The organism is Paenibacillus sp. GM2FR (assembly GCF_002803325.1).
GTDB classification, from domain to species: Bacteria; Bacillota; Bacilli; order Paenibacillales; family Paenibacillaceae; genus Paenibacillus_AQ; species Paenibacillus_AQ lautus.
The window spans coordinates 1,548,538-1,570,509 of the sequence record NZ_MKZM01000008.1 but is presented as its reverse complement, the minus strand read 5'-3'; the positions used below and the strand labels follow the sequence as shown (position 1 = coordinate 1,570,509).

The following is a 21,972-nucleotide window of genomic DNA, read 5'->3' as shown; positions in this document are numbered from 1 at the left end:
ATATGGTTCTCCTTGGGAGGCTAATTTCCTTTTTTGCGTTGTTTCCGTCAGCATCGTTAAGCGTAAATAACCTCCTGCCTGGATCGTCGGAGGTCATTCTATGATTCATTTTATTGGCGTCCAATAAAACCAAACAAGAGAAGCTGGTTAAGTTCAGCCATCTTATTGGTATAATTCCCGGATTTTGCCCAGGAAGCTTGAAGTGTCCCGACAACACTTAATAATTCCAAAAGAGTCTCCAGAGAAACAGAGGAATGAATCGCCCCTTCCTTCTTCCCCAGCTCAATAAGTTCCCGAATAAGCTCCATTCTGATTTTATTGGTGTTTTCACTATATAAGCTCGCCAGAACCTGATCCTCAACTGCACCCGGTGTACCCAGCAATTGATAGTCTTGGTCAGCACAGATCTCCAGCACTTGGGACAGCTTGTCTTTAAACTCGATATTTTGTTTCAACAGCTCCTTGGCCATATGGATGGTATTTTGCATCAGAACGTTCGCACATTCTTTGACCACCCCTTCTTTGCTGCCGAAATAGTTATACAGCGATACAGACGATACACCGGATTCTTCGGCAATGTCCTTGATGCTGACATGGACGAAGCCTTTTTCTTTAAAAAGCTTTAACGCGGCATGAATGATCGCATCCTTCTTTTGCTGCGTTCTGATTTCGAATTTATTCATCCGTTTTCACTCACTTCCCGTATTCGTCGCTACAAGTAGTTTACCATAAAAAGAGTGGTTTTTTAATTTTGGGATCGATATTTAAAAACTTCTTGACAGTCCGGCCGATGTCCATATAGAATCAAGCTGTAATTTTTAAATATCACGACGATTATTTAAAAACTATATTAATAACAAAAATAAGTGTTTGAGAACACGGTTTGATCAAATCGTATAACTCGAATGGAGGAACTACTATGAAAATATTGGTTTATGGTGCTGGGGTTCTTGGCAGTTATTTAGCCCACGAGCTGGTGCGTGGAGGTCACAACGTCTCGATGCTGGCCAGAGGACAACGAGCGGATGAGTTGGAAAAGAGCGGCAATGTCATTCGGCATTATTTTCAGTTCCAAACAACGGTTCATAACGTAAGGGTGATCCGGGAACTACAGCCTGACGATGTTTATGATCTTATTTTTGTTGTGATGAAATATCCGGATTTCGAAGCGGTACTGCCTGTACTTGCAGCGAACCATAGCAGCTACATCGTTATAATGGGCAACAATGCGAGTCCTGGGGAAATGGAGGAGTATTTGCAAACCCATAGCCCGGTAGCGAAAAAGGTTGCTTTCGCTTTTCAGACGATCGCTGGCTGGAGAGAGAATGGCCGGGTCATTAGCATACGCGGACCAAGAACCAAAATCAATATCGGCGGTTTAGGTGAGGAGCTGTCTTGGCGTTCAGTGATCGATCAGGCTTTGGTTAACACCAAATATAAGTGGACCTACCAGAACAATATGAATGAATGGCTGAAAAGTCATTTTGTCATGATCTTGGCATTGAATTCCATTGCTTCTACCTATCACGGGGATTTGCGCAAAGCCGCAAAAGACAAGCAGCTGCTGAATCTTGTCATCCATGCTGTTGATGAGGGACATCAAGTATTGGAGAAAAACGGGTTTACGGTTACGCCTGCCGCTCAAAAGGAATTCGCCCTTAAAAAAAGAAAGCTGTTCTACATCCTGTTGAAGATGATGCTGTCGAACCCCATTGGCAGAATCCTGTTAAGTGATAAGGCGGTGTCAGCAAACGAGGTGACTGCTTTACAGCAAGCTTTTGATCAATTGAAAATTCGCGCGAACATGGCGACACCCCATTGGGATGAGCTCCAACATTATTCCGCGCCTGTTCAGGGATCATAATGAAAGAAATGATGTTCATAAAAAAAATCTCTGCTCAACCCACGAGCAGAGATTTTATGAACCTTCCGGCGTGCCTTGACTGATGCTTCAATCACAGACACCCACCGCCAGCCTTGAACATGCCTAAACAGCTAAGCATCCCCTTCACTCTCCCTTGCATGGTTTTGGTTCGAAGCAGCCAAGCTTCCTCTTCGCTCGTACGCAACAACAACCATAATCATGCTTAATACAGCGCAAATCATATACATGACGGAGTATGAATAATAATCGGCGATCGGTCCCATCACAACCCCGCCCATGGATACCCCAAGGTCAGCCATTGCAATAAACAGTCCGATCAACACATTGCGGTTTGATGGGGGAAGTACAAAGGACAAATAAGTAGTTAACGCCGGGTATAGGAGCGCCTGCGCAATGCCCATAAGAATCGCGCCGGTATATAGAAGAACCGCTCCCTGTTCTGAGGAAATGCTAATGCATACTGCAGCGAGGGTGAGCAGAAGCATGGTACCCATGATAAAAAACGAATGCCATTTGCCATCCGACGGGATTCTTTTTCTTAGAAGAAACCGGGAAGCGACAACGACAGCAGCCTGGAGCATCAAATAAATGCCGGCACTGCCGCTGCGTAACTGCGAGCCGTATAAAGGCATAAACGTTGTTACGGCTCCAAATACGATCGATGCCGACAACATTAAGACACTGCATTTGAACAGAAACGGGTTCTTTACGATTTGTCCGAAGGAATGAAACATGCCTGAACGGTTTGCCGATTGCTCCGCTGGAATCGTTTCTTTATCCATCTTGACGCTATATCCGAATACACCGGTACAAATGGCAATAGCTACGAAGATGATGGTGAATGAATCCATGCCTCCGGTCTGCCAGAGGCCTAATGCGACAACGGGACCAATGACGCCGGGAATATAGGAAAACAAGGAATAGAACGAGATTCCTTGCGAACGTTCCTTCTCGGGCAGCGCATCGATGATGCCGATCTGGAGTGCCATCGAAAAAAAAGCCGTTGATACCCCTTGCAGTATTCGAGCAATCAGATATCCTCCTAATCCCGTACATGTGTACAGAATTAAGGCAGCGCCATTGACCAAAAGGATCAGGCGCAGCACCTTGACCGGACCATGCTTTTGAATCAAATGTCCGGCCCAGGGCCGAAAGAACATCGTCGTAAACATGTAAGCTCCCATGACGAGACCGATGGTAGAGCTGCTGGCTCCCCAAGCGGCTCCTTGCAGCGGAATTAATACATTGAGTAACGCATTCGCACTGAAATAAAGCAGTGCCAGCATATATAAACGCAAAAATGGCCAAGACATTGCTCCACTCACTATTTCTCTCCTCCTGCTAGCGACTGATCCTTAAAACGTAATCAAATGCTCCATTAATTTTTTGGCATAGTCCGACTGGACGTGCTTTAATTGCTCCATTCGAACCGTTTCCTCAACCCTGCCGCTTTTGAAAATCAGAACCCTGTCGCATAGATAAGCAGCAGCTTGTATATCATGCGTGATGAAGATGTAACTCATCTTATAAATGTCTTTAAGCTCCTTCAATAATCGAAGGACTTGTATCTGGACGGACACGTCCAAAGAGCTGATCGCCTCGTCGAGTACGATGCACTTGGGTTCTGTGGCAATTGCCCTGGCAATGCAGACTCGCTGGGCCTCACCACCGGACAGCTCATGAGCATATTTCGTTTTATAGGAAGCGTCCAACCCGACCTGATTCAGCAGCAGATCGATTTTGGCCCTATGGTCATTATTCAATGACCCCTGCGCCGTTAAAGGCTCCATGATCGCTTCTTCCACAGTAAAGAACGGGTTGATAGACGAAGTATAATCCTGAAATACGGCACTTATATTGCCAAAACGCACATGGCGATTCATGACATGTTTCCCTTCCAATAAGACGTGTCCAAGGTCCGGTTTTTCTATTCCCAAGATCAGTCGTCCAAGGGTTGATTTACCGCTTCCGCTTTCACCGATGATGCCGAGGCATTCCCCGCTTCCGCATTCAAAGCTTACATCCTCCAAAATGCGTTGCCTTTTCCCCGAAAACAAGCCGCCTACCCGGTAGGATTTATGGACGTTCTCAACTTTCAGCACGTTATAATCCCCCGTTCATGATCTTATTGAAATGGCTGCTGAGTTCTAGGCGCGTAGAAACCAAGTATTGCGTGTAAGGATGCCGGGGTTCCGTAAATACCGATTCAATACTTCCGCTTTCTACAATAACACCGCTTCTCATAACCAAGACTTCATCGGCGATTTTCTTCACGACACCCAAGTCATGCGAAACAAAGATCATGGAGCCTCCCATTCTTTCGCGAAGCTGGATGAATTGTTCCACGACCTCGTATTGCGAGATTGTATCCAGTGCGGTCGTCGGTTCGTCAGCGATTACGATATCGGGTTCCAGCACCAGCGTGAGCGCGATCATCAAACGCTGCAGCATGCCGCCTGATAGCTGGTGAGGATACTTATTCATGATCTCCATAGGATGGGGAAGCATGACGCTTTCCATGGCTTTTTTCATGTTGGTTTCAGCCTCGCCCCTGCTCCAACCGAAATGCGCCTTCAACGTTTCTTGGAAATGAACGCCGACGACGCTGGACGGATCGAATGCTCCCATGCCGTTCTGCATGATCATGCCAATCTGCTTTCCCCTTCTTTTCCTCATGTCCCTTTCTGAAAGCTGATTCAAATGTTCTCCCTTGAAGATAATCTCCCCGGATTGTCGAATCCAGGGTTTATGCAGCCTTATGATCGATCGGCACGTCAGGGATTTTCCGCTCCCGCTTTCCCCCACAATCGCCAGGCAGGTTCCCGCCTTCAATTGAAAGGAGCTGTCATGGATAATCTCTTTTCCCTCGTTCGCATCCCATACCCTCAGATGATTAACCTCTAGCATATTCATAAGTCGGTTTCTCCACCTCTGTTGTTCGCGGCTGTTTACCGGAGTTCATCCGTTTGGGATCAAGCACGACTTGAAGCCCATCCGCCAGAAAATTAAAAGCCGATACGGCAATCACGATAGCCAAGCCGGGTGCTAACATGAGCTCCGGGCGTGAGAACATCACTTCTCTCGCTTCATTCAGCATCATCCCCCATTCGGCGTTGGGAGCCTTGATGCCCAGCCCTAAGAATGATAATCCGGAGATCTGCAGAATCATGGAACACATTGAACCGCTTGCAATGACGGCAATATCCGAAAATGTCACGGGAACGATATGCTTCAGAATGATCCTTCGATTGCTGATCCCGGCTGCTTTTGAAAATTTCACATAATCCATTTCCGCGTACTGCAGGACCGACGTTCGGATAACGCGGGCAAACCACGCCCATTTCATCGCGACAAAGGCAATCAGGATGTTCTCAAGGCCTGCTCCCAGAATGCCGACAACCGCCAACGTCATGACATAGCCGGGAAATGAAAGCATGATATCGCAAATTCGCATCAGGATTGCGTCTGTTTTTCCTCTGAAGTAACCTGCGATGAAACCAACGATCCCTCCAACTCCTACCGACGCCAACAAAGCTGCCAGAACCCATAAAATACTGGGACGTATGCCATAAATCAGCCGGGATAAGATGCATCTTCCCAGATGATCGTTACCGAACCAATGCGACCAGGAAGACCCGGCATAACGCAGCTTCATATCGACTTGATTCGGATCGTGCGGCGCAAATACAGGGGCGAACAGGCCGACGATTACGATGGCGGCAATGATGACCAATGACAGGCTGGCCAGCTTGTCTCTGCTTAGACTTTTAAGTACGTTCATCAGATTTCCTTCCTTAGTTTCGGATTCAATGCAGCATTGATCATGTCAGACAAGGTGTTAAATAGTACAAAGGCTACCGCCAAAATAAGAACATACGCCTGGATGACCGGAAAGTCCCTGCTCAGAATGGATTTAACGCTCAGCCGCCCAAGTCCCGGCCATGCAAATACATTTTCGATAACGACGGTACTGCCCAGAATAATGGGGATGGCCATGCAAAATATGGATACGGCAACTTGAAGCGAATTTCTCAGGATGCGCAGGGTAATCTTCTTTTCGGGCAAACCGCAGGCTCTCCCGTATACAACATAGTCTTCATGTAAGTTATTCAGCATCGAACTTCTTACGCTTCGGAAATATATCCCGACATAACTCACCGATATGACCGTCACGGGAAGGATATAGCTTCGATAGGAATCCATGCCACTGGTGGGCAGCAAGTCCAATCGGACGGAAAAATACCAGATCATGATCGATGCCAGCCAATAGGAAGGCATCGCCGTCAGAAAGAAGGAAACGCCTCTCACCGATCGATCCCATATTTTGCCTTGGTTTAATGCACAGACAACCCCCAAGATAATGGACATGACGATAATAATGATAGACGAAACCATAGTCAGCTTTAAGGTATTGAGAAATGCCGGGCTGATCATGGACCAAACCGTCTGTCCCGTCACGTAGGATTCTCCAAAGTTCAATCGAAGGCAGGCCATCACCCAATCGGCATACTGCTTTAAGAACGGCTGATTCAGCCCAAGCTCTTCACGCGTCTGTGCGATCAGCTCTTCCGTGATTTCCGGAACCTCCTGGGCGCGGAGCACCACTTCGGCAGGATCCATGGGGGACAGATTGATCAACAGAAAGGTCAAAAACGAAATGATGAGCAAAATCGGAACTGACAGCAACAACCGTTTAACGATATAACTTCCCATAATGACTCCTTATCCAATATTGAGTTCGCGACCTATTCAAAATGCATTAACTCAAAGGGCAGCTCAAACTGGGTTTGTTTGAATGCAATGCCTTTTAAATCCTTGGGTGCCAAAACCGTGACGCTTCCGCTTGAAATCGGGATAAACACCGCTTCATCGTGAACCATTGTTATGATGTCAGCGTATAACGACTTGCGGGTCTCCTCGTCCTTGGATACCATAACCTCCTGAATATGCTCATAAAGATGATCCGCTTCCGCGATCCCTTTGGTTGTATGTAGATAAGAAGCCTCGGAAGTGAAGGCAGAGATGGTGCTCTGAGGGTCATACGCCAATCCCCAGGTTTGATTAAACAACAGCTCATAATCCCCCGTGGATCTTCGATTCGCGATGGAACTCGACTCTTCGCCGATGATATCCAGCTTGATTCCGATCCCATTTACCGCATTTTGGATGAATTCCGCCTGTGTTTTTTGCGAAGATGAATTACTGTCATAGTATAAATTCATGGCCAGCTTCTTCCCGGCTTTGATCCTGGTCTCGCCATCGCTGCCCTTCTCCCATCCGGCCTGCTCCAGAAGTTGCTCAGCCCTTCCCGGGTCATATTCGCGTTCCTTCAATTGGACATCCGCATAGTTCACGTTGGACGAGAACAGTTGATTCGCTTCCGCCTCGCTCCCCTCGAATATGTCCTTGCTGATCGTTTCGCGATCGATCGCATGCCAGATCGCTTCACGCACGGCGGTTTCGCTTACCGGACTATCCGATTGGCTGCTGTTGGCCACAATCATTTTCGTATTCATGGCTTCGCTGCGAACCAGCTGGTATGCTCCGGATTCAACCAGGCGATTCATCGCTTGCACATCGATGCTGTCAGCCCCCCGATCATCAGTAAACACAAAATTCACCTCCCCTTTCTGCATAGCCAAAAATGTCGTCTCCCCTGCAGGCAGTACCTTGGCCGTAATTTTTTTGATTTTTGGCGGACCTCCCCAATACTCCTCGTTGGCGGTAAAGGTAGCGTACTCATCGATTTTATGTTCCGTAAACTGGTAAGGACCCGTACCATGGTGTCCGTTAACGCCATCCTTCGTTTCCCCTTGAATGAAATCCTTGGGTGAGAGGAATACATACGGCCGCGTCATGGACAGTTCGACCAGTGCAGGGTAATAGGCTTCGCTTAAAACCAATTGGACGGTGTATGCATCTACTACCTTCACGCTCTTGATTTTGGTCGACAGCTTAATCCAGGCGTGTTTTTCGGCGTTATGCTGTACGGCGTCGATATTCAGTTTGACAGCCTCGGCATTGAACGGTTCCCCGTCATGAAACTTCACGTCTTTCCTCAAATGAAAGGTATAGGTTTTCCCGTCTTCCGAAATGTCCCAGGATTCCGCCAGCAAAGGCTTGATCCCTTCTTTTGTGTTCTCCACCAGCGATTCATATACCATACCCTGAGCTGGCATGGATCCGGTGTATAAATGAGGATTCATATCATGAATATCTTTTGCTGTTGCATAGATGAGTTCATTCTGGATTGCCGATTCGGCTTTACTTCCCTGATTCGCCTCGCCGCACCCTGCCAGAAGCGCGATCGAGATCATCAACAACAACCATAGCTTGACACTTTTTCTGTTCACGGTTTTCCTCCTGCTACCCACTTGTTTATTGTTTCGTTCATCTGTTTGATAATTCCGTGCATATCAGCTCCAGATCATGCTTGAAGCTCTGAACCGTGAATGCATTGGATAACAACCGGTTCTTGTGAGCAAGTGAAACATTTACGATTTTGTCTTCATACGTTTGTATGAAATGATCAATCGTCGGACAATCCACCTTTAAGAATCCGGCTATCCCTTGTATGATCTTGATCCGATAATAATCCTCCTTGGGCATTCTCGGGATATCCAAGCAGCCTTCCTGATTGATAAACAAACTCCTGATCGGAACTGCCGAAAAATCAAAGTACTTTCCATCTGGATCCGGCTGGGAAAAAGGATCAATTAACAATGAGGCGTAACGTATATACAATAAATACTCCTGATGAATCGATTGTAATTGATCAAAGCGATCGATATCCTGGCGCGGTAAGCTCTCGATTCTCACCGGATAGTTGTCATCCGTCATGAACTTTAGCAAATTGATGCCCGTCATCCCTAATTGGTCTAAGATGTTCATCATCTCTTTCCACTGGGATAACATATTGCGGATCAGATCTTGCGTAATCGGGCCTTCAGGGAAAAGCTTGTAGACGTACTTGCGCGAACCCGACTCATCAAAAATGGCGTTTAATGAGAAGTCATTCATGAACAAAGCAGGATGAACATATAACGAAATATTTCTCGCCTCTGCTTCCAGCGGCGTCTTCATGACTTCCAGAGCAATATCCAATTGCTCATAGAGACCGCAGAGACTGTCAACTAGACCGGAGCGCCCCCGTGTCGAGCCGATATAAACCTTTTTCTTGACCCCCGCGGTGATGACATGATTAGAAACTCGGCCCCCCATCCACCTTGTGTCTCCATAATATGTAGAAAAACTAATGACTTCCGCATTCGGATTCAAGCTTCGAATATAACCGGATATTAAGCTGTTGGAACCGAAAGTCGGTGATATCAGTACGAAACATTTGATCTTACGCAGAACGTTATGGTGAATCTGTCGCATGACTTCCATATAAGCGTCGGTGGTCACCGCCAAAAATAAAGTGTCCCATTCGCCTTCAATGGTTTCAAACCCCCGAAACACATCGTCAATGCGACACTCGCCTTCCATGGAACGATGCTTTTCATTTTGGATGCTTGCGAGAACCCTTTGATCATTTGCCGCAAGCGAGTCGAAGAATTCAGCAGACCGGACCGATTCCCGTCCGGCAATCCCCAGGCGACAATGGAATCCCTTTTTAAGAGTTACTGCCAGCTGCAAGGCTGCAGGGCCTGTTCCCAACAACAAGACATGCTTCATCTCTCTCATTAGACACCTCACTTCGGTTACCGTTAGCTAAGCTATGATTTTTTTATATAAAGCAATGTCAAATATATCGTCTCGGCGTAGTACGTTATCCACTAATTCCCATTTACGATCATCCGTCTCTTTCATTGGATAATTGAATAAAGACTTCAATCGGTTTCCATATCTCATGGCGACAACAACCTGTTCATTCGTCAATGGATATAACTGTTCCAACAACGCGTACTTATCAGCCACCGTCGAGCTAAAAATGATGTGGGTGATCTCTTTCAAATCATCAAGGAATTCAACCGATGTCTTTTCCAAACGGATCTTCAACCCCTGACCCAATTTCTCTACAACCTTCTCACCAAGCTCAATTGCCTCAACATCAATGTCGATCCCGACCACCGGAGCTCCTGTACGCTTTGCGATCAATAGCGCCGTCATCGGGAAAGAGCCAGAGCCAACCAGCAATACTCTCGATTTAGAAGTGATCAGGAAACTTCCAAACTCTTTCTCGATGCAATCCTCGATATTTTTGAAATAATCGGTGATCTCCGTATCTCCCTTTTGCAATTTGAGCGCACGATATTTCTCCAGGATCGCGACGCAGCGCGCCGAATTTTTTCTTAGTCCATCGATCAGATCGCTTATTCGGCCGATCCCCTGTTGCTCCAGTTCATCCCATACTTTGATGTTCGTTTCGTCTGTTATAAACCCCGAGTATTGGTCAATTAGACGTTCCAGCTCGGTTCGGTGACGATGAGAATAATCGAATCGGTCAGCGAAGTACTCAAACCTAGTTAAGTAATCACGTAAGGATTGCTCAAACGTTGCTAATTTCATGAATATCCTCTCCCACAGACAGGTTAAAATCCATATCAATAAACGCTGTGCCTTGTGCTACGATTCCAACGGAACCTTCGATTTCCAGATGGGTCAGTCGGTCCTGGTCATACAGTGCCTTTACAAGCATCGTCCCGCCGGGTTGATGGATATGAGCTTCGATATTGCGCCTATTCTTCCAGGCTAAGTAAGCGCCTATGGAAGCCGTACCGGAGCCACACCCTCTTTCCCACACCGCACTATTCAACTTCGGGACGTATATAAGCGGTGTTAGCTGACTTGAGCTGGCGTTGTATAGCAAAATCCCAAGCATGCTTGTATCTAGAAAGGGTCCAATGCGCTTGGCCAAGGATAACATTTGGTTCTTCATATTTGCATCGATGTGTTCCACTTCAATCACGAAATGAATAAAATCACTGTACCGGACGGCAAACGCGTTAACAGGGGCCCCCCCTTCCTGAAGAACCGTTTGATCCATTTTCACCGGGAGCGGCATGTTGACCCGGCAGCGATAATCCTCCCTGTTTTTTGTTATGCGGCATGCCACTAATTGCTCGGATCCTGAAACCTCTAATCGAAACTCGGTTGTTTCATGACGATCCATCTCCTGCAGCTCAGCCAGGTATGCCGCCAAGGCCATGCAGGCATTACCGCAAAATTCACCTCCCGCCATTTGCAGTAACACGTCAGCTTCCTGGTTCATGGATGGCTCAATGAAACCAACTTGTTCAGCATAAACGTTGTCATATGACATAATTTTAGAAGCAATGCGTTTATGTTCATCGGACGGAAGCATGGTGTTAATTAGAATCGTCATATTTTGCGTCGGATTACATTTCACAAAATTGATCTTCTGCTTCATCACGTAACACGGGCTCCCCTCTACGCCGAATTATGGTAGTTGGCTTGACCAATGTTTTAATCGTAATTATTACGATTAAAACTGAAAAGAATATAGCATGGCATTTTGTAATCGTCAACAATTATTTCCATGGATTTGAATTTAGATTGCATTAGCATCGTTCCGGTAAGACTTGATATCGTAATTGATTTCCCCTTTTGACATAACAAAAAAACCACTGAATTCCGTATCGAATTAGCGGTTTAGATAGTTATATGGTGTTTTTTTGTTCCGGGTCTCTTCACGTCGTATCGTGATTTTTTCGCAATGCTTCAATCATCGCTTTCACTATCGGAAGGTTTCGAAATTTGATAGGATAAGCCAGATACAGCTCGTTGCTTACCTTGAACGAAGGATAGATGATCTTTACCTGATGATTGTGTAATGATTTTTCCAGCATATAAGTGGGGAGGACACTTATTCCCGAACCGTGTTCTATGGCGGCTAATATGGAATGCAGGTCCGGCAGAACGTGCATGATTTGCATATGCGGCCTTTTCTTGAAGTGTTCCCTCCATAATCTGCGTATGATCGGTAAATCACTGCCATAGCTGATCCAATCTTGCGCGCACAGCCAGGCTTCGAACTGGTCGGGATCTTCGAAGTCGATTTCTTTAAAGGTATAAGGTGCAACCAGCACAAACTCTTCTTGAACATAATGGATATATTCAATGCCGGGGGCAGATATTTTTTGGGACGTTATGATTATGTCGACCTTTTCTTCCAATAATAACTCCAAAATATGTGAGGCAACGCCAAAATGAGCAATCATTCGAAACGGCAACTTTCCCAAACGGGGAGCAAGATTCTCCCGAAAGTATTCGTGGGCTGTCCCAATTCGGACGACGGGAGCTGTTGCAGAAGTGTTCATCTTGAATGTTTGCGTTGCTTCTTCCAAGGCTTCGATCAGCGGAACCACTTGAGTATAAAGTTCTTTTCCTTTCTCGGTCGGAACCATCTTTCTTGAGGTTCTCGTAAACAATGTTTCGCCCAGCTCGGCTTCCAATGCGGCAAGATGCTGGCTCATTGCGGGTTGAGTCATTAACCGAGTTTTGGCGGCTTCCGATACGGATCTATGTTTATAGATACTGATAAAACTTCGGTACCATTCAAAATCCACCATTATTCTTACCCCTTTGCATATAGATACAATCGTGAATGCCCCTAATATCAGCGCAATGACGGTCCATGCTGTGCTTTTCGATACCGGCTTGTTTTCTGTAATGAATGATTTCCTACTCATTTTATACAAAAGAAAAGCATGAAGGCCACTACTTTATACAAGCAGCAGCCTCCATGCTTCTTAGCCGAGTTTATCAATAACAGCTTTGGTCACTGCCAGGGTAGACTGAGGATTCTGGCCTGTAATCAAATTCCCGTCAACTTCATGATGTTTAGTCCAGTTTGGCGCAGCCACAAAAACGGCTCCCAGTTCCCGAAGTTTACTTTCAAGTAGAAAAGGAAGAATTTCGCTTAGTCCGGTTTCCGCCTCTTCCCTATCTGTGAAAGCATTCACCCGTTTCCCAGCAACTAGGGGCTGTCCATCCGATAATGTGACTCCTGTCAATCCCGCAGGACCATGACACACTGCAGCGACTATTTTTCCAGCTTCATAAAAGTCACGGACTAATTGATGAAGCATTTGTTCATCCGGCAGGTCATACATCGTTCCATGACCACCCGGCAGGAAAACAGCATCGAAATCATTTGCAAAAACATCACGGATGCGAACCGTGTTTTCAAGGTGTACTGCTGCTTCCCATATATCCTTCGAAGTATCCTCATTCACGCTGTTCGGATCGATTGGACTTTGTCCGCCGAGAGGACTTGCCACTGCAACCTGATAGCCATTTTTAACAAACTCAATATAAGCTTCAGCGAACTCTGATAACCAGATGCCCGTTTTTCTTCCGTCTTGTATATCTGAATGATTGGTAACTACAATCAGTATGCTTTTCTCCATTTTTCTTCCTCCCTTATTTTGTTGGCTGTTTACAGAGATTATTCTACAATCCGTTCTTCAATAAGACAAATTAGATTATTACGGTGTTTCCATAAATATATTTATAGATAGTCTACCAACCCATTGTTGAGGCCACTTCAGTGCAAGAAAAAACTCCCCCAACCTCACGGCGAAAGAGTTGCATCTGAGAACAAAACTGACTGGGTTATCTGTGGACTCACGACAAAGATCCTTATTATGTACCTGTATCAACGAATAGCCAATGGACTATTCTGAACGACTCTCAGCCATTCACGTGAGATCAATCGATGCCCGGCTGTCGTGGGATGAATGCCGTCCCATATCCAATACTCGGCTCCTGCTCTTTTTGCTGCATGATCAAACGCTTCTTGCAGAGGGACAAACAGCGTTTCATACTCTTGAGCCAATTGCTGGACAATTTGGCTATATTCATTCAACCGTTGACGCCATTTGTCCCAATTTTGCACAGTTGCGCCCGTTTCCAGCACGAATGGCTCACATAAAACCAACCCCGTGTGTGGTAGCACTTCTTTCGTTTCCTCCAGTATGTTCCGATAGGCTTTCTCGAACCTGTCGGTAGCACCGCTTGGCGAGCCTTCGATGATCCGACCTGCGTCGTTAACTCCAACCAGCATACTGATCAGGTCAGGTTGCAGACTAATCGCATCTTCATTCCAACGCGCGTACAAATCCGAGACACGATTGCCGCTGATCCCTCGATTTATGAACTTTGGCTGGTTTTCCGCTAGTTCAAATCCCAGCTCTGCGGCAATCAGATACACATAGCCATGTCCATGGATATGATTAAGGTCGTTGTCGCGCCCCCAATTCCCGTCCGTTATGGAGTCTCCTTGAAACAATACGGTTTTGCTCGTCTTTGTCATCCTCTTCACTGCACCTTTCTTCAAATAGCTTCCTGGGAGCTATACGGAGCTCGGTTTTCGTTGCATGTTATTACTTTCAAAACTCCCCCTTGTCTGATGATATCCCAAACAACGAAGCGAAAATACCCTATCGATTGGCTTAAAAAGCATATCAACATTAGATAATGAACGGATCATCATAGGATTGCGTTAATTGCTCATGTCCTTTGGTCAAAAAGAAGATATCGTGTATTTGAACAAACATACAGAAAGGAAGATTGTTATGCGCAGCCTGTTACAAGCGAAAGGCGTGACCAAACTCTATAATCCCGCGCAGAGACCTGCCTTGAACGGGATTTCTTTTGAAGTTCATGAGGGGGAGTTCATCGGTATCATGGGGGCTTCCGGCTCAGGAAAAACTACGCTGCTTAATGTATTGTCCACCATCGACACGCCAACCGGAGGACAAATCACCATTAACGATATGGATATTAGCGACCTGGACGATACTCGTTCTGCCGATTTCCGAAATGAGCATCTAGGGTTTATATTTCAGGAATACTTCTTGCTGGACAGTCTAACGGTAATGGAAAACATTGCTGTTCCACTTGCTTTGAAAGGGCTCCCCCCTTCTGAAATCGATCGCTCCATACGAGCTTTGGCCGAGCGCTTCGGCATAACCCAGCAGCTAGGGAAATATCCGAGTGAACTATCCGGCGGACAGAGACAGAGAGTTGCGGCAGCAAGAGCCATCGTCAAGAAACCGGCGATCTTATTCGCGGACGAACCGACTGGAGCGCTGGATTCCAGTTCGGCAACCGAACTGCTGCGTACCTTAAGCGAAGCTAACGAGGAATTGGGCACAACGATTATGATGGTTACTCACGATGCTTACGCGGCAAGCTTCGCTAAGCGAATCTTGATATTTAAAGACGGACGGATATTCAATGAGCTTAACTGCATGGATCGAGACCGGCGCAGCTTTTATGAGACCATTCTGGAGCAGATCGCGCTGTTGGACGAATCCCGCTGAAGAGGTGCAATGATGAAATTAACAACCATAGCTTTTAAAAATGTAAGGAAGAATCTGTCGTTCTACTCTCTATACCTGTTCTCGGTCGCTTTTATTTTGACGGTATTTTTCACCTTCGTGTCGTTCTCGATGAATGACATCATGATGGATAAAATTTCGGAAGACGGCCGCGTAGAAACAATGACTCGGACCATCTCCGTCTTTTTAATGGCTTTTGTATTATTCTATATGTCCTATTCCAATACATTCTTTATGAAACGCAGAATGAAAGAGCTGGGCATTTATGCACTGCTGGGATATCGAAAGTCCGCAATGCTGAAATTACTGACCTTCGAGAACATCCTTATCAGCCTAGGAGCACTTCTCATCGGTATTCTATTGGGTGGTTTTGCCCACAAAGGAATCGTAGGCGGCATCTCAATGCTGCTCGATTTGAGGATCAACTCCGCCATCATTCCGTTATTCAAAGGAAAGGCCGTGCTTTACAGTCTCGTATTTGTTTTTGCGGTTGTCCTCGCGCTCAGCTTTTCGAATTGGAGACTACTTCGTAAAACGTCGCTGCTGAGTCTTGTCCGGCTTGAACAAGCGGTTGAAAAACCGATCAAGATCCGTCTTGCGGCAGCCGTATTGGGTCTCTTGCTCATCATTGCAGGCGATTGGGTGGCCATTGATGCGGTACGGGGAAAAGAATCGCTATGGAAATCTATTGGCGTGAGTCCTATGGGGCTACTCATGGTGATGCTGATTACTGCTGGAACTTCATTGTTTATTTACTCTTTTGTGCCGTATCTCATGCGCAAGCTGGAACAACGAAAAAAACTGCTGTACAAAGAAATTGCTATTGTCACGATACCCAAATTTATATACCGTATCCGGACCAACGCCAAAACCTTAATAATGCTCTCTTTGCTCATTGCCGGCACTTTGGGGGTATTCGGTTCTACGGCATTGACCATGTATTATCCCGTGGCAGCCGTAACCCGAATCATTCCTTCCGCAATAGAATTCCCGGTTGAGAAGCCGGAACAGGCTGACCAGGCTATTCAAGCATTACATGAGGCAATAGGCTCCGAACAGTATAAAGTCCTTCAAACAACTCTTATAAAAGTCCGATCCCAATCGGACAATGTGCCCACCGAATACGCTCTGGGCAAAGAGCCGGGATTTGAATTGATTGCTTTGTCCGACTATAACCGCCTGCTGGCTCAGCAAGGCAAGAAAATAGGCCTCAAGCAGCTGGAAAACAACAATGGCATTTTGGTAAAATATCGTTCCGATCCGGAAAAGAAGGATGTCGGCCAAACCTATCGGCTCTCCCTTCCGGACAACCAGTCGCTTGATGTCACGATCCGGGACACAACGCTGGCCAACCCGGTCGGTTTTAACATCAGCGTAGGCACCCTGGTCATCTCCGATGAATTGTATCATCGGTTAGCAGATCTCAAACTCCCCGAGTCTTCTGTCATGAGCATAGATGGTCCGGACTTAAGGCAAAGCAAGACGGCTTATGAGGCACTGCAGCCCATATTGAAGGACAATCCTTATTTCGCCAGCGCCTATGCCCGAACTTATGAAATCATGTACGCTAACAGCTCCACCTTTTTATTGCTCGGTTTTCTGACGGTGCTCTTTTTCATTGCGGCTGGCAGCATCCTGTATTTTCATAACATCTCTGCTGTTACTTATGAGCAGAAGGATTATGAAATTCTCAGCAAAATGGGTTACAGTAAGAGGAAGATCCAGAAAATGATACGGAGGCAGATTCAAGTCATGTATGCCATCCCGTTCGGGATCGGTTTTGTCCATAGCATTTGCGGGTTGGTCTGCTATAAATCGCTGCTCATCGACGATGTCCTTGGCCAAAGCCATCAAATTATCGTACCGGTCGCAATGGCCTTGGCCATTGCCGGAGTTATATTCTGCCTTTATTATTTCATTACCAAGAGAGCTTGTTACCGGGCCGCGTTTCCCCGTTAATTCAATTCGCTGTAAGGTTATCGTTGAAGGAGGCGAGCCAGATAAAAAACAGCTACCTGTACAGACAAATGATACTCATCGTGAATGAGCTGCTGATTATCTTATACCTCGCTTACGGGCATTTGTCCGGACTTCGAAGTGTTACCGCCGTTGCAGACGTCATCCTGCTGGTCCTAATGACTTTAATCGCCGCGGACGCCATATACATCAGCAACATAAATTTGAAAAATAGCGGTGTATTGACCCGGTTTACATGGTTGTTAATCTTATCGGGCTGGTACACATTGTGGAGCATCGATTCGGGAGAGGAGCAGTTAACCAAACTGCTCTCTTTCTCGGGTTCGGTACTTTTATATGTCTCCTACCGGTTTGTATTCGCTTTTTTCTTTCAAGATTCGGCTTACATGTACCAAAAGCAGACGGACCTCTTATTAAAAGCGACATGCGTTATAACGCTGCTGGCAGGCATGGTACAGGATTCATGGTTTCATTTACTTTTTTTGGTTCAGCTATTGCTTAGCTTTGGAGCAGGCGTCTTCCTGTGTTATGTGCATCGAAAGCGAATCCTGTTTGTACTCCGCAGCGAATGGAAGCAGTTTGGCGCTTCGGCCTTGGCGGCAGCTGCGATATTTGTCGGCTATGTGCTGTGCTTTGGAACACAACCGGAATATGTCGAGGGACTTGGAGTCTACCCGTTTCTTATCCTGCCCTTGTTCAGCATCCACCGAATTGCATTTACATATGCCGGGGACCTGCCTGTCATGCTGTTTCGAGGGAAAACGGCGCTGGCCCTTTTGTTCGGGACGGTGGGTTGGTTTAGCTCGATTGCCCTGCTGCTGCGGCTTCAGCCAAGCGAATATTTTGTCATCGCTCACGGCCTGCTCGTATGCATACAAGTATATGCTCTATTGTTGTATCTTCACGCTAAGAAACGGTCAGACGGGGCCAGGGAAAATTCGTTGGGGAGTATGGACAGCTATTATGCAAGGTCTCTGCATCAAATCGAGCGGGAGGAATCGATCAAAAGAGATTTTTCGCATTATCTGCATGACGACATCCTTCAGGACTTGCTGTCTGTTCGGAATATGATGAACAAATCGGACCGGCCGGATGTCCGCAGCTTGATCATGGAAGCGCTGGACCGTCTGAACCTGTCGATCCGGCACCAGATGCAGGAATACCATCCCACCCTGCTCAATACTTTGACTTTTAAGGAAAATCTGAGAAATCTTTTGAGCATGGTTCAACAGACGTATCCAACGAGAAGATTTAACATTTCATTTGATTGCGACGATACTTTTTTCTTGGTTGAGCCTTACAACTATATCGTGTATCGAGTGCTTAAAGAGCTTACCACCAATGCCTTAAAACACTCGAAAGGAACCGCTCTCGACATCAGGCTCTCTCTGGATACGGGCTATGTGGAGTTAATGGTACAAGATAACGGCATAGGCTTAAAGCCATCTGATCCTAACAGGACGGGAACGCCGAAAGGTCTGCAGTCGATTCGGGAACAGCTCGCTCTGATCGACGGTTCAGTCACCCTGGAATCGGCACCTGGAGGAGGCCTGTCTGTTAAGGTATGCTTTCCCATGAAAGGAGAAGGATCTTATGCACATTATTTTGATCGATGATCATGCCCTGTTCGCCAAAAGCCTGGAAATCGCTTTAGAAGGCACTCCCGAAATCGAGCGATTTCAATCCGTGTCGGACGTTGCCCAAGCGGTTCCCGTCATCAAGAGGGAGCGGCCGGACATTATATTAATGGACATCCATTTAAACTCCTCTGGCAGTGAGGACGGAATTCTGCTTGCCAAAAAAATTCTGCATGAAGTTCCGGAAGCCAACATCGTCATGCTGACCGGCTACGATCTGCCGGTGTACCGGTATGAGGCGCAAAAAATAGGGGCCAAAGGTTTTCTGAATAAACACATGGACCCCGATGAGGTTGTTCATGCCCTGCTGGATATCCAGAACGGGCTGCTTCATTTCCCCGCTTCCATCGAATATATCGAGACGCTGACGGACAGCGAGAAACAGATTCTTCAGCTGATATGCGACGGTTATAAACGCAAGGACATCGCTGGCATACTCCATATCAGTGAGCGTACGGTCTCCAATCATTTGCAGCATACATTCGAAAAGCTGGAAGTCTCCTCCTCGCTGGAAGCCGTTTCGAAAGGAATTCAGCTGGGTTACATTCAACCCATTTTCAGGACACACTAAAGCGGGTCAGGGATTATGACGCGTATAATACGGGTAACCGTGTTGTGACATGTATTGCTACAGCATACCTAACAAAAAGCAGAAATACATCATCGATGTATTTCTGCTTTTCTGCTTTATTGGCGCCTGTATATAAAGTTAAAGTATAAGAGGAGATTCTGATTTTCTATTACTTGTTTTCTTTGGCATACAGGCTTTCTTCAGCAACCTGCGCTAGCTCCTCTGCTTTGATACTAATTTCATGGATCGTTGCCGAGAATTCCTGGATCGTCCTTGACTGGGTATCGGTTAGGGTATGGATATCGGAAAAAGCATGATTTAACCGCTGCAAAAATTCCTGAATGTTCTTCGTAATGCCATTAATCTGATCCACGTTCTCTTTGGAGCTTGTCGCTAACTTCCGAATCTCATCGGCAACAACCGAGAAGCCCCTTCCGACTTCCCCCGCTCTTGCCGCTTCGATCGAAGCATTCAGACCTAGCATGCTGCTCTGATCCGAAATCTCCTTAACAACGCTGGAGATCTTCCCAATCTGCTGCGCGCTGGAGCTGACGTCCGTCATTTGGTTCGTTACGTCGGTTACACGTTCAGTCAGGTGAGCAATCGATTGGCTGATGTCTTCAATGGACGCGGTGGTCTGTTCGACAATTGCGGAAAAACTCTCGGCCATCTCAAACAGCACATTCGCTTTTTCAAGACTTGTCCCCATGCCGACACCGCCGATAACCCTGCCCTGCTCGTCATGCAGCGGAATCGCGCGTGCAGCTAGCGGAAATCCAAACAGCTCTTTCGGAACGACAGCCGATAAAGCTTTATTATTGCGGATGGCATCGGTTACGATATCCCCCTCCACTAGCGGGTCCCCAGGCTTGACATTCAGCGAGAAGGTTCTTCCCGGAATGTTGATGATAAGCTTCTCCGTATCATAAATGCCGATCGTGATGTCATCATTCGTTAGACTTTTCAGCAATGGAGCTACCTTTACAAAAGCACGGATCAGCTCATGCTGTGTTTGCTCTTCAGTCACATTATTCATGCCTATCTCCCCCAACCCTTAATACGGGAATTTCCTTTGTCCGTAATGAACCGATATCCATTTCATGGTCGTAAATTCATCCAGGCTCCATTGCCCATTCAGACGACCCAACCCCGACTGCTTCTCTCCGCCAAATGCTACAATCGGCTCGTCGTTAATCGTGACATCATTTACATGGATCATGCCTGTATGGACCTTCTTCGCCATTTCAACCCCACGTTCAAGATTGGAGGTGTGAATAGCCCCGCTGAGCCCAAAACGCGTGTCGTTGGCGATTGCGATTCCTTCCTCTTCCGTTTCGAACGGAATGATACAAACAACCGGGCCGAACAATTCCTCTTGTGCTACCTCCATATCCGGTTTCACATTGACGAGGACGGTAGGCTCCACCATTCTGCCGGTGATATTACCTCGCACCAGTGCAACTGCACCTTGCTCTATGCCCTTCTCAATCAGCTTCTCCAGTGTTTCTGCCTGCCGATGGTTGATGACGGGCCCGATAATGGTCTGCGGATCGCTCGGATCACCTGTTGTCAAGGTAGAAACCTTCGCTTTGTATTGATCTAAAAACTCCTGATAGATCGATTTCTGTACAAGAATCCGATTGGCCGACATACAGATCTGGCCTTGATGCGTGAATCTGCTGAACGTTGCCGCTTGTACCGCGTAATCGATATCAGCATCTTCCAGGATAATGAACGCGCTGTTCCCGCCGAGCTCCAGCAGCGGCTTTTTAAAGTGCTTGACGGCCAGCTGGCCAATATGGCTTCCGACCTTGGTAGAACCCGTGAACGAAATGATTCTCGGAATCGGATGCTCGACGAATGCATCGCCAATCTCCTTGATATCTGTTACCACAACATTCAACAGGCCCTTCGGTATACCCGCTTCTTCGAAAATCTTGCCGATCAGGGTTCCGCCCGTAATCGGCGAATCCTCATGCGGCTTCAGCACGACGCCGTTGCCGGCACCCAGTGCAGGGGCGACGGACTTCATGGACAAGAAGAAAGGGAAGTTAAACGGACTGATAACCCCAACCACGCCAGCCGGAATCCGATACAGGCGGTTCTCCTTGCCATCCTCTGTGGAAGGTAAAATCTTTCCCTCCATTCTAAGGGGGAACGTAGCCGCTTCCTTAATCATATTTTTCACAAGACCGATCTCGAATGCCGCCTTCAGACGCGTTCCGCCCAGCTCCTGAACAATAATGGACGAAATCTCTTCCTCATGCGATTCAATATATTTAACAGCATTTTCAAGGATATCGCGTTTATGGTAAGGATTAACCTTGTCCCATTCCAGCTTAGCTTGATAGGCAGCTTGATATGCATCATCGATGTCTGTAACGCTCGCGATTTGAAATGCGGTAATGACCTCATCATTATATGGATTAATGTCCGGCAGCGTTTTACCGCTCTTGCCGTCTCGCCATTGCCCGCCTATGAATTGCTTTCCTAATTTCGAATAATCCATATGAACCCTCCTGTGTCGAATAATTCCAACTGATCTATATAATTATCGACTAAATACAGGTAATTGTTAAGTGAATTTTCTTT

20 protein-coding genes are annotated in these 21,972 nt (G+C 46.7%); 5 read left to right on the top strand and 15 right to left on the bottom strand.

Going from position 1 to position 21,972, the window contains the following annotated elements; all coding sequences use genetic code 11:
* Positions 1-110: 110 nt before the first annotated feature.
* A complete protein-coding gene (locus tag PAEVO_RS07210) occupies positions 111-683 on the bottom strand; it encodes a TetR/AcrR family transcriptional regulator (RefSeq protein ID WP_100536945.1) in 573 nt (190 codons plus the stop codon).
* A gap of 236 nt (positions 684-919) precedes the next feature.
* Here PAEVO_RS07210 and PAEVO_RS07205 point away from each other — a divergent pair, with 236 nt between their 5' ends.
* Entirely contained in the window at positions 920-1,864 is a 945-nt protein-coding gene (locus PAEVO_RS07205; RefSeq protein WP_100536944.1) for a ketopantoate reductase family protein, read from the top strand.
* 131 nt (positions 1,865-1,995) lie between these two features.
* Here PAEVO_RS07205 and cntE read toward each other — a convergent pair whose 3' ends face one another.
* The 12 genes from cntE to PAEVO_RS07145 all read right to left on the bottom strand — a co-directional run bounded on the left by cntE (position 1,996) and on the right by PAEVO_RS07145 (position 14,165).
* Positions 1,996-3,210: a staphylopine family metallophore export MFS transporter CntE gene (gene cntE / locus PAEVO_RS07200; protein WP_100536943.1), complete on the bottom strand. Its 1,215-nt coding sequence runs from the start codon at positions 3,208-3,210 to the stop codon at positions 1,996-1,998.
* Between the two features lie 30 nt (positions 3,211-3,240).
* Complete coding sequence (locus tag PAEVO_RS07195) at positions 3,241-3,987, bottom strand: ABC transporter ATP-binding protein (protein ID WP_100536942.1); 747 nt, start codon at positions 3,985-3,987, stop codon at positions 3,241-3,243.
* A gap of 1 nt (position 3,988) precedes the next feature.
* Positions 3,989-4,798, bottom strand: coding sequence for a staphylopine uptake ABC transporter ATP-binding protein CntD (gene cntD / locus PAEVO_RS07190; protein ID WP_100536941.1), 810 nt, complete (start codon positions 4,796-4,798; stop codon positions 3,989-3,991).
* Entirely contained in the window at positions 4,779-5,666 is an 888-nt protein-coding gene (gene cntC / locus PAEVO_RS07185) for a staphylopine uptake ABC transporter permease subunit CntC (protein ID WP_100536940.1), read from the bottom strand. The genes cntD and cntC overlap by 20 nt, the downstream gene beginning before the upstream one ends.
* On the bottom strand, positions 5,666-6,598 hold the full coding sequence (opp1B, locus tag PAEVO_RS07180; protein WP_100536939.1) for a nickel/cobalt ABC transporter permease: 933 nt from the start codon (positions 6,596-6,598) through the stop codon (positions 5,666-5,668). Before opp1B ends, cntC begins: the two co-directional genes overlap by 1 nt.
* A 32-nt stretch (positions 6,599-6,630) precedes the next feature.
* A complete protein-coding gene (gene cntA / locus PAEVO_RS07175; protein ID WP_100536938.1) occupies positions 6,631-8,238 on the bottom strand; it encodes a staphylopine-dependent metal ABC transporter substrate-binding lipoprotein in 1,608 nt (535 codons plus the stop codon).
* 37 nt (positions 8,239-8,275) lie between these two features.
* Positions 8,276-9,571, bottom strand: a complete 1,296-nt coding sequence (locus PAEVO_RS07170) for an opine metallophore biosynthesis dehydrogenase (protein ID WP_100536937.1) — start codon at positions 9,569-9,571, stop codon at positions 8,276-8,278.
* A gap of 27 nt (positions 9,572-9,598) precedes the next feature.
* Positions 9,599-10,396 carry a nicotianamine synthase family protein gene (locus tag PAEVO_RS07165; RefSeq protein ID WP_100536936.1) on the bottom strand — a complete coding sequence of 266 codons (798 nt, stop codon included), beginning with the start codon at positions 10,394-10,396 and terminating at the stop codon, positions 9,599-9,601.
* On the bottom strand, positions 10,377-11,258 hold the full coding sequence (locus PAEVO_RS07160) for a histidine racemase CntK family protein (protein WP_100536935.1): 882 nt from the start codon (positions 11,256-11,258) through the stop codon (positions 10,377-10,379). Before PAEVO_RS07160 ends, PAEVO_RS07165 begins: the two co-directional genes overlap by 20 nt.
* A 280-nt stretch (positions 11,259-11,538) precedes the next feature.
* A complete protein-coding gene (locus tag PAEVO_RS07155) occupies positions 11,539-12,420 on the bottom strand; it encodes a LysR family transcriptional regulator (RefSeq protein ID WP_100536934.1) in 882 nt (293 codons plus the stop codon).
* A 180-nt stretch (positions 12,421-12,600) separates the two neighbouring features.
* Positions 12,601-13,260, bottom strand: a complete 660-nt coding sequence (locus PAEVO_RS07150) for a type 1 glutamine amidotransferase domain-containing protein (protein ID WP_100536933.1) — start codon at positions 13,258-13,260, stop codon at positions 12,601-12,603.
* 248 nt (positions 13,261-13,508) lie between these two features.
* A complete protein-coding gene (locus PAEVO_RS07145) occupies positions 13,509-14,165 on the bottom strand; it encodes an SGNH/GDSL hydrolase family protein (RefSeq protein ID WP_100539352.1) in 657 nt (218 codons plus the stop codon).
* Between the two features lie 262 nt (positions 14,166-14,427).
* On the opposite strand from PAEVO_RS07145, the gene PAEVO_RS07140 reads away from it, so the two are divergent.
* From PAEVO_RS07140 to PAEVO_RS07125, 4 genes are all read left to right on the top strand, one after another.
* Complete coding sequence (locus PAEVO_RS07140; RefSeq protein ID WP_100539351.1) at positions 14,428-15,177, top strand: ABC transporter ATP-binding protein; 750 nt, start codon at positions 14,428-14,430, stop codon at positions 15,175-15,177.
* Between the two features lie 12 nt (positions 15,178-15,189).
* Positions 15,190-17,154 (top strand): FtsX-like permease family protein, encoded by a 1,965-nt coding sequence (locus PAEVO_RS07135; protein ID WP_100536932.1) that lies wholly within the window; start codon positions 15,190-15,192, stop codon positions 17,152-17,154.
* A 68-nt stretch (positions 17,155-17,222) separates the two neighbouring features.
* Positions 17,223-18,788, top strand: a complete 1,566-nt coding sequence (locus PAEVO_RS07130) for a sensor histidine kinase (RefSeq protein WP_100536931.1) — start codon at positions 17,223-17,225, stop codon at positions 18,786-18,788.
* Entirely contained in the window at positions 18,766-19,380 is a 615-nt protein-coding gene (locus PAEVO_RS07125; protein WP_100536930.1) for a response regulator transcription factor, read from the top strand. Before PAEVO_RS07130 ends, PAEVO_RS07125 begins: the two co-directional genes overlap by 23 nt.
* Before the next feature lie 169 nt (positions 19,381-19,549).
* On the opposite strand, the gene PAEVO_RS07120 is transcribed toward PAEVO_RS07125, so the two are convergent.
* Both PAEVO_RS07120 and yfmT read right to left on the bottom strand, forming a co-directional pair.
* Positions 19,550-20,416 carry a methyl-accepting chemotaxis protein gene (locus tag PAEVO_RS07120; RefSeq protein ID WP_100536929.1) on the bottom strand — a complete coding sequence of 289 codons (867 nt, stop codon included), beginning with the start codon at positions 20,414-20,416 and terminating at the stop codon, positions 19,550-19,552.
* An 18-nt stretch (positions 20,417-20,434) separates the two neighbouring features.
* A complete protein-coding gene (gene yfmT, locus PAEVO_RS07115) occupies positions 20,435-21,889 on the bottom strand; it encodes a benzaldehyde dehydrogenase (protein ID WP_100536928.1) in 1,455 nt (484 codons plus the stop codon).
* Between the last annotated feature and the right edge of the window lie 83 nt (positions 21,890-21,972).